Source organism: Streptomyces sp. NPDC058195 (assembly GCF_042883525.1).
GTDB lineage: Bacteria > Actinomycetota > Actinomycetes > Streptomycetales > Streptomycetaceae > Streptomyces.
Genome location: NZ_JBHVVM010000030.1, coordinates 38,083 through 54,262, shown reverse-complemented (window position 1 = coordinate 54,262; position 16,180 = coordinate 38,083). Strand labels below are relative to the sequence as shown.

The window sequence follows — 16,180 nt, the reverse complement described above, 5'->3', positions numbered from 1 at the left end:
AGGACCGACATGACGACAGCTTCCGCACAAGTACCCGCCCCGAGCCTGGAGTTCTGGCCGGAAGCCACGCTCGGCATGGGACTCGGCGTCCCCGTCGCCATCGGCGGCGACCTCTCGCCCGAAAGCCTCCTCGCAGCGCACCACCACGGCGTGTTCTGCCTGCCCCGCAGCGAAGCCGACGACCTCGCCGAGGCCGAAGCCACCTACAGCCCGGACGTACAGACCGGTGACATCCCCGTGCTTCCCTCCACGGCGAACCCGTACGGCACACAGTGGTGGTCGCCCTATCTGCGCTACGTCATTCCCACCGACGAAATCCGCCTGGGCCGCACCGTCCGGAAGAAGATCCGCGGCTCGTCCTGGACGACCCGCGTGAACGAGGACTTCACCGGCGTCCTGGACGCCTGCCGAGGCGACCGCAAACCGAGGTGGATCACCGAAACCCTGGTGGACTGTCTGAAGGACCTGCACCAGGACGGCTGGGTCAAGAGCATCGAAGTGTGGGAAGGCGGCGACCTTATCGGCGGGCTCTTCGGCTTCGCCCTCGACCAGGTCTTCGTCATGTCGTCCACCTTCAGCCGTCGGCCCCATGCTGCGAAGATCGCCATCGCGGACCTCGCGCGCCGGACCGACCTCGGCAACATCCGGCTCCTGGACGCGCAGGGCCACAACGACTACACGGTCAGTGTGGGCGCCCGAGGAATCCCGCGAGCCGAGTACCTGCAGAGGCTGGGCCCGGCAGGACCTCCCGGTGTCCTCGACGAGCAACCCGCCGACGCCAGACGCCTTCTCGTGCCCTAGCCGGACAGCCCGAACCCCACGGACCTACACTCCCGAAGCCGAGAGAGACGCAATGTTCACTGCTCTGCTCCTCATCACCCTGGGCATCACGATCCGGCAGGCCGACCGCTGGTGGCATAGTCCCCGCCGCGGACGCCACACGCTGAAGACGCTGCGCGACGTCATGGCGCTACAGCGTCAGCGGGTCAACGACGCCACTCCGGTCCTGCTGCTCATCGGCCACTGGGTGGAGATAGCCGGATGGTGCCTCTTCGCCGCCCACCACGGCGTCTGGGCCTGGGTGCTGACCGCCGTCGTGAGCGCGGTCAAGATGCGCCATCTCCAGGAGGTCAGCCACTTCGCGGTCCATGGCGTCCTCACCCGTAACCCCCGGCTCAGCGCCTTCCTGGCAGAAGCCGCCGTGCACCTCCCGCTCGGGTTCGTCCCCGTGCCGGTACGCCGACAGCGTCACGTGCGCGAGCACCACCCCAACGCCACCGTCTCCGGCGTCGACCCCAACCTCGCCGACCTGCACCAGGCAGGGCTCCACCCTGGCGTTGCGACACGACACTTCGTACGAGCCGTCGTATTCCCGCTCACGCCACACGGCATCGTCGACACAGTCCAGGGCATCTACGCCAACATCTTTACCTCGCAGGCTCGTTGGGGACGCTTCGTCGCGCTGGCCGCCGCGCCCACCATCGCAACGTGGGCCTGGGGCTGGCACGTGGCCCTGTTCGTCTTCGTCATTCCGCGACTGCTGTTCTACCCGCAGCTCGCCTGGATGTCGCTCCTGGTGGAGCACCGCTGGTTCGACGCCGAACCCATCGCGGGCCCGCCCGCCGTCGTCGAAGCCGCGCGCTGCCTCCGCATGTATCCGAACCTGCCCGCCCTCGCCCTCCTCGCGCGCGGCACATGGCTGCCCTACGGAGACCTCTACCACTACGCTCACTCCGCTCACCCGTCGGTGCGCTGGAACTTCCTCCCCGCGCTGGAGCACGCCATCGGATTCCCCCACTACTCGCCCGACGCCCTGCTCCTGGGGGACAACGCGGTCCTGCGTCGGCACCGCAAGGCTCTGGCCGCGGACACGGTGGCCGACGCTCCACAGACCGTTGCGCTGCTTACCAGGTAGCACGGCCGCACACAGGCAGGAGAACCGAACACCATGCCCACTCCATTGTTGTTGGCCAAGGGCCACGGCGCACAGAACGACTTCCTCGTGGTGACCGACCCGGACAACCGACTGCACCTGACGCCGGCCGACATCACCGCGCTCTGCCACCGACGCACCGGCATCGGCGCGGACGGACTCCTGCGCGCGGTCCCCGCCACCCGTATCCCCGAGGCCGCCACGATGGCCCGTGACGCGGAATGGTTCATGGACTACCGCAACGCGGACGGCAGCCTCGGCGCCATGTGCGGCAATGGCATCCGCGTCTTCGCCCGGCACCTCGTTGACACACGCCTCGCAGCCCCGGGCCGACTCCCGATTGCCACCCGCGCCGGAATCCGCACCGTCCACGTGCCCATCGACGACAGCGAGGACATCCATGTCGAGATGGGCCGCCCCACCCTGCCCGGCCCCGACACCATCACCGTCACCGCCGACGGCTTCAGCTGGCCCGCCGTGCACGTCGACGTCGGCAACCCGCACGCGGTCGTCTTCGTTGATGACCTAAACCATCCCGGCCCCCTCAACGTTGCGCCCGTCGTCACACCGACCAACGCCTATCCGCACGGCGTCACCGTCGAGTTCGTCCAGCGACGTGGTCCGCGACACCTCATCATGCGGGTGCACGAGCGCGGCGTCGGCGAGACTCGCGCCTGCGGCACCGGCGCCTGTGCCGCCGTAACCGCGCACGTGCTGACCTCAGCCGATCCGAGAACCGGTGTATTCCGCGTCGACGTGCCCGGCGGCACCCTACACGTCACCGTCCACGACGACGGCACACTTCGCCTCGCTGGCTCAGCTCATATCGCCGCCACCGGAATCCGGCCTGTGCGCCGCCTTACCGGCACTGAAAAGACAAATGATCTGCTTAATCGCGGCGTGCTCAGCAGAGCAGCTGTTGGCCCGCCACATGGTGTGTGAAGCCCTCACCGGCGAAGTGGGCATCGAGGCGGAATGGCCCACCGATGGCCGCACCTGCCACAGCGGCGACCGTCACCTTCAGCGCGTGCGGCTATTGCCAGATCCTGACAAGCGCGTCGAACTGTGCTCGGAGTCGAAGTCGGCCGCTCCAGCAACGCAAGCAAGTGAGACCTTAGGAGCCGCCCGGAGAGGCGCTCCGGTGGACAGCCGGTGGACAGACGCCTTTGGACGAGCCAGTGCGAGGCCGCACGGGGAAGACTGGCGCACATGGTCTGATCTGGGAAAACGTCATCAGGGAGCATGGCGCGGCACCACTCGGCACGATCGCTCTCGGTCTCGTAATGCGTAGGTCTCGGGGTCGAAACCTGAAGACAGCGCTGGCCCGGTTGAGGGTCAGAGCTGCAGGCGCCCCCGGTCGCACATGGGTGGTTTCAGGAACCGGGAGCCGTTTCCTTCAGGAAACGTTCCACCTCGCGGGCCATGCCGGAATCAGCCGCTGACGCGCGAGAGTTCCTTCCCGTTGAGCCCTCGTGGATGCCGAGTCCGCCGACCCAGACGTATCCGAACGCTTGCTCACCGTCGATCTCTGGACTGATTTGGATGTCCAGTTGCCGCAACTGCGCGGGGGTGCAGCGGCGTAGACGGTGGCCGTCGCCCGCCGTTGCGGGTAGAGGTTGAAGCCTCGGATGTCGCTGGAGCCGTACTCATCCACGAAGGCGCCGTGGCCGTCCCGTCTCACACGGACGTCAATGTGGCGGGGATGGTCGCACAAATCGATGGAGAGGTGTGTGGAACGGCGGTTCTCGAACGTCACCTGGAACGAGACGTACGTCAGCCCCTTCGCCTCGTCCCTACGACCCTGCGGGTGCACTCCCCTCGTGAGGGTGTGCACCCGTACACGCAGGCCGGCTCACTCATCGGACTGATAGTCCTGCCAGTCTCCGATGACGTTCGGCGCTTCCATGATCCCCCTCTGACTGATCACGTCAGCTTACGTCCCGCGTTCGTCTCCCCCGCTGCGTGGAGCGGAGGAGAGGGCCTTGAACGTTATGCCGAAACGGTGGCTTTGCCGGTCCCTTCGAGGGATTGGGGCCCTGGTCCCGGGCCCCGGAAGGTTGCTTGCGCAGGGATATCCCAGGGACTTTTCAGGGACTTTCGCGTCTGTCCCAGGGCCGATCCAGGGACTTTCCGCCGCGTAAGCAGGGAAGGCCCTGACAGCGCTGAAAGACACAAAAGAGCTGGTCAGGGCCAACAACCTCAGCACTCGATGATGTTCACCGCGAGCCCGCCCCGCGCGGTCTCCTTGTACTTCACGTTCATGTGACCATTCGGCATCGTTCTTCAAGCCATTGCCGAACCTCCACCGGAGAGAACCGTAGCTGCTGGCCCACGCGGAAGCTCGGCATTCCCTCCTTGAGGTGATTGTCGTACACCCAAGAAGTAGGCTTCCCGAGATAGGCGGCAAGAGCCTTGACGTCCCACATCGGCTCACTCACGAACAATTCCTCTACGCTTGTTTCGGCTGCTCGCGAGGACAGTAGTGAGGAATGGCGGCCGCACCAAGCGGGTGGAGGTCTGCCGGGCGACGAGGGCTCTGAAGCCAGTACCGATCCAGCACGACGCACCCGAACGGACCGGAACGGACGTCAGCGGAAGTCAGCACCAGGTCAGCACCAGTGCCTCTGCGCTCGACTTGCCTCGCACGGTCCGCGCCTCTGACCTGCATGTTTGCTCAGGAGGGCGTCGCGTGGTAGGCGGCGCCCTCCCATTTGGAGAACATCTGGCTGCGCACCAAGCGCTACGACGCGAACGGCAAGGTCAGAAGCGGCACGGGCGGGGTCTGCTACCTGTACTGGCCCGCCCGGCCCACAGCGGCGCAGCGCCGGGTACTGCGCGCGTTCGGCCTGCTCTGACCGTACGCGCGGCACCGTGGCCTCCTCACCCGCCCGGGGTGAGGCGGCCGTACGCGCCGGGCCCTCCCCAGGCACACCGGCCAGGGCCGCTCGCCCTTGACGGCGGGGCAGGGCCGTCCCGGCGCATGCGCGGCTCGCCGCGTGCCCTTCCCGCCCCCGGCGTGCGCCTTGTTCCCGCGGCGGAAGAAGCCGATTCTGATCCTTCCGGCCACTGCTGTACCAAGGCGGACCCCATGACGACGAGCGATGCCGACGACGCCCCCGAGCCCCTTCCCGGGCCCGAGCCCGAACCGGGGCCGGAACCCGAGCCGGAACCCGAGCCGCCCGCCTCCGGGAACAGGCGCGGCTGGCGCACCAACGCGACGGTACTGGCGCTGGTGGTGGCGGTCGCCTCCGCCGCCGTGGCCTCCGTGGTGACCCCGCTCGGCGACCATCTGGTGAAGGCCGTCCTCGACGACCCGACCTGCCCTGGGGAGGCCTGCGACGGCAAGAGTCCCAAGGACCAGGGGTGCGCGGAGGACGCGCGGAGCTACAAGCCGGACACCGCGAACCCCGCGGTCCTCTCGCTGCGGTACAGCGAGGACTGCCAGGCCGTGTGGGCGAAGATCGAGCAGGGCAGCCCCGGGGACCAGGTGCGGGTGAAGGTCCGCGGCGGCGGCGAGCGCAACGCCGAGATCACCTACGGCAACGACCAGTTCACGCAGATGGCGGCGGTCGGCGACGGCGAGTTCCACGCGACCGCCTGCGCGCTTCCGAAGACCGGCGGGGCCAGTACGTACGAGCGCTACTGCATCGAGGCGAGCGAAGCCACGACGTGGCGGTGACCGTCGGCGGACCGGCGGCGCGCCCTGCCGGGCGCGGCCGGATGACGGGGATGGCGCGGGGTGGTGGTGGGCGCGGTGTCGGTGCCACGTGCTGCAATACGGCATCGGTCCTGCTGAGGGGAAGACGTGACACGTACGACGCCACCGCGCCCGCTTGACGTGGCAGCGGAGTTTTCGGAGCTGGCGGGCCTGGCCAGGAGCGCCGTCCGGCTGCATCCGCGTCCGGGTGCGCCGACCGTTCAGGACAGTTCGGTGGGCGGGCCGTTGCTCTGGCCCGCCGCGGAGCCGTGGCCGGAGCACACACCGGCGTACCGGCCCGGCCGGCCGCTGACCACGCTCGCCGACATACGCACCCGGAGGGACCTGCTCACGCGGGCGTGGGCGCGGCCCCGCGGACCCCGCGAGAACCTGTTCACCCGGCAGGAACAGGAGGTCATCGACCGGATCGGCGCCGGTTACGCACCGGAGTCCCTGCCCGAGGGCCCCCTCCCGCTGATCCCGGTCGCGCAGCTCTACGCCCGGGACGTCCCCGGGCTCCCGTGTCCGGACGGGACGGATCTGCTCCAGGTCCTGTGGGCGCCCTTCGAGGACATCGAGGGGTGCTCCGAAGCGGTGCAGCTGCGCTGGCGGTCGTCGGCGGACGTGCGGGAGATTCTGGGCAAGCCGCCCGAGCCGGTCTACATGGACCAGAGTGATCACGTACCGGCACCGTGTGTGCTGCACCCGGAGGAGATCCGGGAGTTCCCGCCGCCCCACGTCCTCGACGAGGAGCGGCAGGCCGGGCTGCGCGCGTGGGCGCAGGGCCGGTCGGCGGACTACGCGGCGGACCTGTCGGTCGCGCCCGGCTGGAAGCTGGGAGGCTGGCCCGCGCACTTCACGTTCCGCGATCCCGCGGGCGCCGACGAGCTGCACTGCGGCGAATGCGGCGGCCCCGTGGAGGCGTTGCTCACCGTCGACAGCAGTGAGTGGGACGGCGCCACCGGCAGCTGGTGTCCCGTCGAGGACGCCGACGGGAACGACCCTCATCCCTACCGGACCGCGCACGAACCCACGATGGTGACCATCGGGCGCGGCTACACCCTTCAGATCTACCACTGCGTCAGCACCCCGGCCCACCTGCCGCGGACGGTCATGCAGTAGCGGGCCCGGCCGGACACCGGGTGTGCGCACGGCGGGAGGAGCCGCGGGCCCCGTCGGCGGGACTGCCGGTGCCGAGGGGGCCCGCGGCGTGGGCACCGGCGCTTTCGAGGGTCAGCGGACCCGGAGCGCCTCGCGGATCGTCCTGAACAGGTCGGTCTGGTCGGTGACGCCCAGGACGCGGTAGGCCTGCGGGCCCTGCGCCGCGATCCGGACCTCGGTGCCGGTGTGCTCCTGCGACTGGCCGGGTGTGTTGGTCGAGTAGTTGACCTTGACCGGCTGGCCCTCGTCGGTGATCAGCGTGGAGCTCAGGCCGGGCGGCTGGGCCTCCAGCGGAACGATCTGGCTGCTGTGGCCGTGGTCGGCGGTGGTGACGACCAGGGTGTCGGGGTGCTGGGCGGCGTACGCGCGAGCCGTCCTCACCGCGCGGTCGAAGGCCGCGGTCTCACCGATCTGGCCGCAGGGGTCGGCCGCGTGGTCCTGCTTGTCGATCGACGCGCCCTCGACCTGGAGGAAGAAGCCCTGCTTGCCGTGGTTCCGCTTCTGCTTCGCCTCCAGGAGCTGGATGGCCCGGGTGGTCTGGCTGGCGAGGTCCGGGATTCCGGCGGGCCGGTTCGGGTTGGAGGTGACACAGCGCTGCGGGTCGGTCCCCCCGGGCGCGGCGGCCCTGCCGGTCCACTCGGTGGGAACGTTGCCCGGGGCGAAGAGGCCGAGCACCGGCTTGCCGCCCTTGACCGCCTTCAGGGAGGCGCTGTCGGTGACGACCTGGTAGCCGAGCTTGCGCGCCTGCCCGGTGACGGTCAGGCCCTTGTACCGGCCCTCGGTGATCGTCTGGTCGAAGCGCTGCCTGCCGCCGCCGAGAAGGACGTCGACCTTGTGGCTGACGCTCTGCTCGGCGATGGAGCCGGGGCCGCCCTTGGCGAGGGTGTCGGTGGGGCACTTGGCCATGTCGGCCGGGCCCTGGCAGGAGCGGTCGGTGACGTGCGAGGCGAGAACGGCCGGGGTGGCGTCGGTCAGCTCGGCGGTGGTCACCGAGCCGGTGGCGTAGCCGCCCTTCTGCGCCAGCTCCAGGATGGTCGGCACGGCCTTGTTGCTGCCCGGCGTCTTGGAGATCCGGCCGTTGACGGTCTTCACGCCGGTCGCCCAGCCGGAACCGCTGGCCGCGGAGTCGGTGACGTAGTCCGGCGTACCGTTCTCGTGCACGGCGTAGGTGGTGTACGCGCCGGTCAGCGGGAACTTGTCCATGTTCAGGCGGCCGGCCGCCCCCACGGTGTAGTTGCGGGCCAGGGTGATCTCGGAGTCGCCCATGCCGTCACCGATGAGCAGGATGACGTTCTTCGCCTTGCCGCCCTTGACGGCGCCCTTCGCGTAGTCCTGGGCGTCGTGCGCACCGGCCGTGGCCGTCAGCGCGACGGCGGCGGTGGTGGCGAGGACGGCGGCGGTGGCCATCAGGTGCTTGCGCGGCAGGCGCTTCACGGACATGCGGTTCTCCTTGCTCCGGCCGGCGGTCAGTACCGACGCCGCACAGCTCATCAGCGGCGGGTGAACCACCGATGGCGTCCGGGCTGCCTCCGTCCTGCCGGAACATGGCATGCGGAGCCCGCGCGCCGCCCGGTACGGCGACGGGCCCCGGCGGAAGGGAATCCGCCGGGGCCCGTCGCGTACGACCGGTAGCCGGTGTCAGTCCGTGCCGGACTCCATCGCGGCGCGGTCCAGCATGGTCTCCTCGTCCGCGGCCTCCCCGCGCGAGGCGATCGCCTGGGCGCCGCCCCGGTCCATGGCGCCGATCAGCCCGGTCGAGGCCGCCTGCGCGGCACCGATCGGCGTCGGGTGGCCGGTGCCGACCAGGCCGAGGCCCGCGTACTGCTCCAGGCGGGCCCGTGAGTCGGCGATGTCCAGGTTCCGCATGGTCAGCTGGCCGATGCGGTCCACCGGGCCGAAGGCCGAGTCCTCGGTGCGCTCCATGGAGAGCTTGTCCGGGTGGTAGCTGAACGCGGGGCCGGTGGTGTCGAGGATCGAGTAGTCCTCACCGCGCCGCAGCCGCAGCGTCACCTCGCCGGTGACGGCCGCGCCGACCCAGCGCTGGAGCGACTCGCGGATCATGAGCGCCTGCGGGTCCAGCCAGCGGCCCTCGTACATCAGCCGGCCGAGCCTGCGGCCCTCGTTGTGGTACGCGGCCAGCGTGTCCTCGTTGTGGATCGCGTTGACCAGACGCTCGTAGACGATGTGCAGCAGCGCCATGCCGGGCGCCTCGTAGATGCCGCGGCTCTTCGCCTCGATGATCCGGTTCTCGATCTGGTCGGACATGCCGAGGCCGTGACGGCCGCCGATCGCGTTGGCCTCCATCACGAGATCGACGGGGGAGGCGAACTCCTTGCCGTTGATGGTGACCGGGCGGCCCTGGTCGAAGCCGATCGTCACGTCCTCCGTGGCGATCTCCACCGACGGATCCCAGAACCGCACTCCCATGATCGGCTCGACCGTCTCGACCCCGGTGTCGAGGTGCTCCAGGGTCTTGGCCTCATGGGTGGCGCCCCAGATGTTGGCGTCCGTGGAGTACGCCTTCTCCGTGGAGTCCCGGTACGGCAGCTCGTGCGCGAGCAGCCACTCCGACATCTCCTTGCGGCCGCCGAGCTCCGTCACGAAGTCCGCGTCCAGCCAGGGCTTGTAGATCCGCAGGTGCGGGTTGGCGAGCAGCCCGTAGCGGTAGAACCGCTCGATGTCGTTGCCCTTGAAGGTGGAACCGTCGCCCCAGATCTGCACCCCGTCCTCAAGCATGGCGCGAACCAGCAGGGTGCCGGTCACGGCCCGTCCGAGCGGCGTCGTGTTGAAGTAGGGCCGCCCGCCCGACCTGATGTGGAACGCACCGCAGGAGAGCGCGGCCAGTCCTTCCTCGACCAGCGCGGCCCGGCAGTCGACGAGCCGGGTGATCTCCGCGCCGTACGCGGAGGCGCGACCGGGCACGGACGCGATGTCGGGCTCGTCGTACTGGCCGATGTCGGCGGTGTACGTGCAGGGCACGGCGCCCTTGTCACGCATCCAGGCGACGGCTACGGAGGTGTCGAGCCCGCCGGAGAAGGCGATGCCGACGCGCTCGCCGGCGGGGAGGGAGGTGAGGACTTTGGACATGGGAAGACTATGCACCACATCGCATGATCATGCAACATCTGACGCGGCTGCCCGGTTCCGCCGGGGCCTGGCCGGGCATCCGCAACGAGCGGAACAGGGCGGCGGGCCCACCGGCCCGCCGCCCCGTCCCGGATTCCGTGCGGGGGCTCCCTGTCTAGTTGATGGCCCTGATCAGCTCCCCGTCGGTGGTGTCACCGCTGAGCTCCCAGAAGAACGCGCCGCCGAGGCCCTGGCTCTTGGCCCAGGTCATCTTGGAGGCGATGGTGGCGGGGGTGTCGTAGCTCCACCAGTTCGTTCCGCAGTGGGCGTAGGCGGTTCCGGCGACGGTGCCGGTGGAGGGGCAGCTGTTCTTGAGGACCTTGTAGTCCTCGATGCCGGCCTCGTAGGTGCCGGGGGCGGCTCCGGTGGCGGTGCCGCCGGGGGCGTCCTGGGTGACGCCGGTCCAGCCGCGGCCGTAGAAGCCGATGCCGAGGAGCAGCTTGGAGGCGGGGACGCCCTGGGTCTTCAGCTTGGCGATGGCGTCGGCGGAGCTGAAGCCGGCCTGCGGGATGCCGTTGTACGAGGTGAGCGGGGAGTGCGGGGCAGTGGGGCCCTTGGCGTCCCAGGCGCCGAAGAAGTCGTACGTCATCACGTTGTACCAGTCCAGGGACTGGGCGGCGCCGGCGTAGTCGGTGAGGTCGATCTTGCCGCCGTCGGAGCCGTCGGCGGTGATGGCGGCGGTGACCAGGTTGTTGCCGCCGAACTTGGTGCGCAGTGCCGTGGTGAGGCCCTTCAGGGCGGCCGGGCCGCTGGTGTCGCAGGTCAGGCCGCAGGCGTTGGGGTACTCCCAGTCGATGTCGATGCCGTCGAAGACATCGGCCCAGCGGGGGTCCTCCACCAGGTTGTAGCAGGACTCGGCGAACGCGGCCGGGTTCTTGGCGGCCTCACCGAAGCCGCCGGACCAGGTCCAGCCGCCGAACGACCAGATGATCTTCAGGTCGGGGTGCAGCTTCTTGAGCTTGCGCAGCTGGTTGAAGTTGCCGCGCAGATCCTGGTCCCAGGTGTCGGCGACGCCGTCGACGGACTGGTCGGCGGTGTACGCCTTCTCGTAGTCGGCGTACGAGTCGCCGATCGTGCACCTGCCGCCCTGGACGTTGCCGAAGGCGTAGTTGATGTGCGTGAGTTTGTCGGCCGACCCGGAGGTCTCGACGTTCCTCACGTGGTAATTGCGTCCGTAGACGCCCCAGTTAGTGAAGTATCCGACCACCTTGTCGCCGGCCGCGGTGGGGGTCGCGTCGACGGTGGCGGGCGCCGCTGCCCGCGTGGTGGTGGGGGTCGCGCCGGCCGGTGCGGTGCCCGCGACGCCCAGCAGGGCGGCGCCGAGGGCGGCGGTACAGGCGGCAGCGGCGAACGCCCGGAATCGGGCGCGGACGCGGTGGGGTCCGAACATCTTGTCTCCTCGTGGGGGAGGGAACTCGCTTGCGGGGACAGGGAGTCGGCGATGACGCGAACTTGGCATGAACGCGCAAATGCCGTTCCGTGGGAACCGTAGATGGACTAGACCAGTCAGGTCAATGGTGTGGACCAAGTCCCGTGGCCCTTCCGCACGTGGCCGAGTCGCCCGGGTGCCCCGTGACGGATATCGTCCGATCGGGCATACTCAAGCCGCCACAGCCGCTGGCCAGCGGCTCTCGTAATCCGGGGGACCGACGGCGCGGCTGGACCTCAGTGCTTTTCCGGGCAAGCCCGGATCCCCCGGCGGCGCCGCCCACACCCCTCGCGCGCGACCGTCGCAACGCCCGACAGGGAGGAGAGCGCCGTCATGACCGACCGTGCTTCACACATGGTGGAACGTCGACTGCCCACCGAGGAGTCCAGGGAGCTGGTCGCGCTCGTTCGCGACATCGCTCAGCGGGAGATCGTTCCCGCGGCCGCCGAGGAGGAGGAAGCGGGACGGTTCCCGCGCGAGGTCTTCTCGCTGCTCTCCGAGTCCGGTCTGCTGGGCCTTCCCTACGACTCCGCCTACGGCGGCGGTGACCAGCCGTACGAGGTCTACCTCCAGGTGCTCGAAGAGCTCGCGGCCGCCCGGCTCACCGTCGGCCTCGGCGTCAGCGTCCACTCGCTGGCCTGCCACGCGGTCGCCGGATACGGCACCGACAAGCAGCGGGCCGAACACCTCCCCGCGATGCTGGGGGGCGGCCTGCTGGGCGCCTACTGCCTCTCCGAGCCCGCGGCCGGCTCCGACGCCGCCTCGCTCCGTACCAAGGCCGTACGGGACGGTGACGACTGGGTCATCACCGGCACGAAGGCGTGGATCACCCACGGCGGCGTCGCCGACTTCTACACGGTGCTGGCCCGCACCGGCGCCGAGGGTGCCCGCGGGATCACCGCGTTCCTGGTGCCCGGCGACGCCGAGGGGCTGAGTGCGGCCGCGCCCGAGAAGAAGATGGGCATGAAGGGCTCGCCTACCGCCCAGCTGCACTTCGACGGCGTCCGGATTCCCGACACGCGACGGGTCGGGGAGGAGGGCCAGGGCTTCGCGATCGCCCTCTCCGCGCTCGACTCCGGACGGCTGGGCATCGCCGCCTGCGCGATCGGCGTCGCCCAGGCGGCCCTGAACGAGGCCATCGGCTACGCCGCCGGGAGGCAGCAGTTCGGCCGCCCCATCGCGGACTTCCAGGGGCTGCGCTTCATGCTCGCCGACATGGCCACTCAGATCGAGGCGGGCCGTGCGCTCTACCTGGAGGCGGCCCGGCTCCGCGACGCGGGCCAGACCTTCTCCCGCCAGGCGGCCATGGCCAAGCTGTTCTGCACCGACACCGCCATGCGGGTCACCGTCGACGCCGTCCAGGTGCTCGGCGGATACGGCTACACCCTCGACTTCCCCGTCGAGCGGTTGATGCGCGAGGCGAAGGTGCTGCAGATCGTCGAGGGCACCAACCAGATTCAGCGGATGGTCATCGCGCGCCACCTCGCAGGTCCCGAGACCCGCTGACCCGCGGCGGCCGGTCCGGCCGCGCGGGAGTCGTCACGATCCGGCTTCACTCCTGGTCGTGGCGGCCCGGCAGGGTCCGCACCACGCTCTCCCGGTGGCGTGGCGGTGCGCGGCAGGCGGGGGACCGGGCGCGGAACCGTCCGGGAGGGACCGGCCGTGCACCGGACCGCGCAAGCGGCGGCTGCGGCGGAAGAGAAAGGACGGCGGCCGGGACCACGCGGGGCCAGGGGCGAGGGCCGGGGTCCTGCTCACTGCCGGCACCGAGAGTCCGCCCGGCCCGCTCCGAAGGGGCGGAACGCGTACCGCGGACACCACGTCGGCCGGGCCGTCGTGGTGCGCGGGAGCTGCCGGCGGTGCGCGGCGGGCGTCAGGCGGCGTCGTGCCGCATGCGGGGAACGCGCAGCGGGCGGGAGCCGGGGCCCCCGGCGTGCGAGAACGGCTGCATCCTCCAGTCGAGCCCCTGGGGGAGCGTCAGCAGCAGGCCCGTCTCCTGCTCCTGGGCGTCGAGGGAGTCATCGGCGGGCCGCGCCTGCGCGGCCGTACGCCCGGTGCCGGAGCAGACGGTCAGCACGAACGGATTCCACGGCGTCGGGCACCGCGCGTGCTCCGGAAGCACCTCCTCGCCCGCGAGCAGCGCGATCGGCTGCGCGCAGTCCGGGCAGATCACCCGGTACATCTCGAAGGTGTCGTACGCGTCGAACGCGATGTCCTCGCCGGGAACGGTGTCCTCGGCGAGGTCCGGTTCGTCGCGGCCGGTGAGCTTCAGGCTCTGCATGGGAAATTCCCCCCTCAGGTGGGCCGATCAGGCGACTTGGCCTCGGCCACAGCAAGCACTTCCCGTCACGCATCCCCCGTAACCGTGAGGGGGTCGGCTACCCACCCGTAAACCTGTGGTGTTCGTCACATGAACCCTGCGTGCGGCCTCTTCTGAGAGCCGGACGCTGTGCCTGGAGGGCCCCGGGGCCCTAGGTTGATCCGTATGGAGGAGCTGGACCGACAGATCGTGGATTTGCTCGTCAAGGACGGGCGGATGAGCTACACCGACCTGGGCAAGGCCACGGGCCTGTCCACATCGGCGGTTCATCAGCGCGTCCGCAGGCTGGAGCAGCGCGGGGTGATCCGGGGCTACGCCGCGGTCGTCGACCCGGAGGCCGTGGGCCTGCCGATCACCGCGTTCATCTCGGTGAAACCCTTCGACCCGAGCGCGCCGGACGACATCGCCGAACGGCTCGCCGAGGTCCCGGAGCTGGAGGCGTGCCACAGCGTCGCGGGCGACGAGAACTACATCCTCAAGGTGCGGGTCGCCGCGCCGCTGGAGCTGGAGCACCTGCTCACCCGGATCCGCTCCCTGGCCGGTGTCTCCACCCGCACCACAGTCGTCCTGTCCACCCCGTACGAGGCACGGCCGCCGCGGATCTGAGGGGGTCGCGGACCGTTCGGGTCCGGGCAGGCGCGAGACTGGTCCCATGACCGAGAGCACCGCCCCCCAGAGCGACCACCGCACCGTGCTGCTGCGCGGTGGAGACGTCCACAGCCCCGCCGACCCCTTCGCCACCGCCATGGTGGTCGAACGCGGCCATGTCGCCTGGGTGGGCTCGGAAGGGGCCGCCGACGCCTTCGCGAGCGGCGTCGACGAGGTCGTCGACCTCGACGGAGCGCTGGTCACCCCCGCGTTCACCGACGCCCACGTCCACACCACGTCGAGCGGGCTGGCCCTCACCGGCCTCGATCTGTCCCGCGCCCGGAGCCTGGACGAGGCGCTCGCCCTGCTGCGCGCCCATGTGGCCGCCCGCCCCGGGGACCGGGTGGTCCTCGGCCACGGCTGGGACGCCGCCCGCTGGCCGGAACAGCGCCCCCCCTCGCGCGCCGAACTCGACGCGGCGGCCGCCAGCCGCCCCGTCTACCTGCCCCGGGTCGACGTGCACTCCGCGGTCGTGACCACCGCGCTGCTCGACCTCGTCCCCGGTGTCACCGGGCTGACCGGCTACCACCCCGACGCGCCTCTGACCGGGGCCGCCCACCACGCGGTCCGCGCCGCGGCCCACGGCGCGGTCTCCCCGGCCCAGCGCGCCGACGCCCAGCGTGCCGCCCTGCGCCACGCCGCCTCGCTCGGCATCGGCACCCTGCACGAGTGCGGCGGCCCGGACATCTCCGACGAGGAGGACTTCGCCGGGCTGCTGAAGCTCGCCGCGGCGGAGAACGGGCCGCGCGTCCACGGCTACTGGGCCGAGCAGGTCGCCGACGAGAAGGACGCCCGCCGCATCCGCGAGCTCGGCGCGATCGGCGCCGCCGGAGACCTCTTCGTGGACGGTTCGCTCGGCTCGCACACCGCCTGGCTGCACGAGCCGTACGCCGACGGCCCGGCCGGGCACACCGGCACGGCCCACCTGGACGCCGCTCAGATCGCCGCCCACGTCACCGCGTGCACCGAGGCGGGGCTCCAGGCCGGTTTCCACGCCATCGGGGACGCCGCGGTCTCGGCCGTCGTCGACGGGGTCCGGGCTGCCTCGCAGACGCTCGGGCTGTCCCGGATCCGCGGTGCCCGGCACCGGGTCGAGCATGCCGAGATGCTCACCCCCGAGACCGTCGCCGCCTTCGCGGAGCTGGGACTGACCGCCTCCGTCCAGCCCGCCTTCGACGCGGCCTGGGGCGGCGAGGAGGGGATGTACGCGCACCGGCTCGGTGCCGGGCGGGCCAGGACCCTCAACCCGTACGCGGCGCTCCTGCGGGCCGGTGTGCCGCTGGCCTTCGGCTCCGACAGTCCGGTCACCCCGTTCGACCCGTGGGGCACCGTGCGGGCCGCCGCCTTCCACCGCACGCCCGAGCACCGGATCTCCGTACGGGCGGGCTTCACCGCTCACACCAGGGGCGGCTGGCGGGCCGTGGGGCGTGACGACGCGGGCCTCCTGGTCCCCGGAGCCCCGGCCGACTACGCGGTCTGGCGCACCTCCGAGCTGCTGGTCCAGGCCCCCGACGACCGGGTAGCCCGCTGGTCGACCGACCCCCGTTCGGGCACGCCCGGCCTGCCCGATCTCACCCCCGGAGCGGAGCTCCCGGTCTGCCTGCGGACGGTGGTTCTCGGACACACGGTCTACGAGCGGCCGAACGAGTGACGTGCGGATGTTCCGTACCGTCACCGGTGGTGGGTCCGGTTCCGCCGCGACCTGGGGATCTTCGCTACTGACCAGGCAAGTTTCGTAAATATTGCAGGTCAGACGGCTATTGACAGAATGCGGCCACTGGCCGGTAGGTTCGGCCGGGTCCACCACAGGACGTCTGACCGGTCGAACCTCCACGCAGTCGTCGAACGCCGCTGGGTCACGGGGTG

12 protein-coding genes and 1 pseudogene are annotated in these 16,180 nt (G+C 70.6%); 9 read left to right on the top strand and 4 right to left on the bottom strand.

Annotated features, from left to right (window positions below; translation table 11 throughout):
* Nucleotides 1-9 precede the first annotated feature (9 nt).
* The 6 genes and pseudogenes from ACFVWY_RS29290 (at nt 10) to ACFVWY_RS29265 (ending at nt 6,752) form a co-directional block, all read left to right on the top strand.
* On the top strand, nt 10-801 hold the full coding sequence (locus tag ACFVWY_RS29290) for a leucyl/phenylalanyl-tRNA--protein transferase (protein ID WP_389877686.1): 792 nt from the start codon (nt 10-12) through the stop codon (nt 799-801).
* A 52-nt stretch (nt 802-853) separates the two neighbouring features.
* Entirely contained in the window at nt 854-1,915 is a 1,062-nt protein-coding gene (locus tag ACFVWY_RS29285; RefSeq protein WP_389877684.1) for a fatty acid desaturase, read from the top strand.
* Between the two features lie 33 nt (nt 1,916-1,948).
* Nucleotides 1,949-2,875, top strand: a complete 927-nt coding sequence (gene dapF / locus ACFVWY_RS29280; protein ID WP_389877683.1) for a diaminopimelate epimerase — start codon at nt 1,949-1,951, stop codon at nt 2,873-2,875.
* 1,772 nt (nt 2,876-4,647) lie between these two features.
* A pseudogene (locus ACFVWY_RS29275) lies at nt 4,648-4,788 on the top strand (peptidase C39 family protein); the annotation flags it as partial.
* A gap of 233 nt (nt 4,789-5,021) precedes the next feature.
* A complete protein-coding gene (locus ACFVWY_RS29270) occupies nt 5,022-5,612 on the top strand; it encodes a DUF2690 domain-containing protein (RefSeq protein WP_389877681.1) in 591 nt (196 codons plus the stop codon).
* Nucleotides 5,613-5,771: 159 nt separating this feature from the next.
* Nucleotides 5,772-6,752 carry a hypothetical protein gene (locus ACFVWY_RS29265; RefSeq protein ID WP_389877680.1) on the top strand — a complete coding sequence of 327 codons (981 nt, stop codon included), beginning with the start codon at nt 5,772-5,774 and terminating at the stop codon, nt 6,750-6,752.
* Nucleotides 6,753-6,863: 111 nt separating this feature from the next.
* On the opposite strand, the gene ACFVWY_RS29260 is transcribed toward ACFVWY_RS29265, so the two are convergent.
* The 3 genes from ACFVWY_RS29260 to ACFVWY_RS29250 form a co-directional block, all read right to left on the bottom strand.
* Complete coding sequence (locus ACFVWY_RS29260) at nt 6,864-8,231, bottom strand: alkaline phosphatase (RefSeq protein ID WP_389877678.1); 1,368 nt, start codon at nt 8,229-8,231, stop codon at nt 6,864-6,866.
* Nucleotides 8,232-8,429: 198 nt separating this feature from the next.
* Nucleotides 8,430-9,878 (bottom strand): argininosuccinate synthase, encoded by a 1,449-nt coding sequence (gene argG, locus ACFVWY_RS29255; protein ID WP_389877676.1) that lies wholly within the window; start codon nt 9,876-9,878, stop codon nt 8,430-8,432.
* Between the two features lie 154 nt (nt 9,879-10,032).
* On the bottom strand, nt 10,033-11,307 hold the full coding sequence (locus ACFVWY_RS29250; protein WP_389877674.1) for a glycoside hydrolase family 18 protein: 1,275 nt from the start codon (nt 11,305-11,307) through the stop codon (nt 10,033-10,035).
* 372 nt (nt 11,308-11,679) lie between these two features.
* Here ACFVWY_RS29250 and ACFVWY_RS29245 point away from each other — a divergent pair, with 372 nt between their 5' ends.
* A complete protein-coding gene (locus tag ACFVWY_RS29245) occupies nt 11,680-12,852 on the top strand; it encodes an acyl-CoA dehydrogenase family protein (protein WP_389877673.1) in 1,173 nt (390 codons plus the stop codon).
* A 367-nt stretch (nt 12,853-13,219) separates the two neighbouring features.
* On the opposite strand, the gene ACFVWY_RS29240 is transcribed toward ACFVWY_RS29245, so the two are convergent.
* Nucleotides 13,220-13,627 carry a hypothetical protein gene (locus ACFVWY_RS29240; protein WP_389877672.1) on the bottom strand — a complete coding sequence of 136 codons (408 nt, stop codon included), beginning with the start codon at nt 13,625-13,627 and terminating at the stop codon, nt 13,220-13,222.
* A 204-nt stretch (nt 13,628-13,831) separates the two neighbouring features.
* On the opposite strand from ACFVWY_RS29240, the gene ACFVWY_RS29235 reads away from it, so the two are divergent.
* Nucleotides 13,832-14,272, top strand: coding sequence for an Lrp/AsnC family transcriptional regulator (locus ACFVWY_RS29235; RefSeq protein ID WP_389877670.1), 441 nt, complete (start codon nt 13,832-13,834; stop codon nt 14,270-14,272).
* 46 nt (nt 14,273-14,318) lie between these two features.
* Nucleotides 14,319-15,965 (top strand): amidohydrolase, encoded by a 1,647-nt coding sequence (locus tag ACFVWY_RS29230; protein WP_389877669.1) that lies wholly within the window; start codon nt 14,319-14,321, stop codon nt 15,963-15,965.
* Nucleotides 15,966-16,180 lie beyond the last annotated feature (215 nt).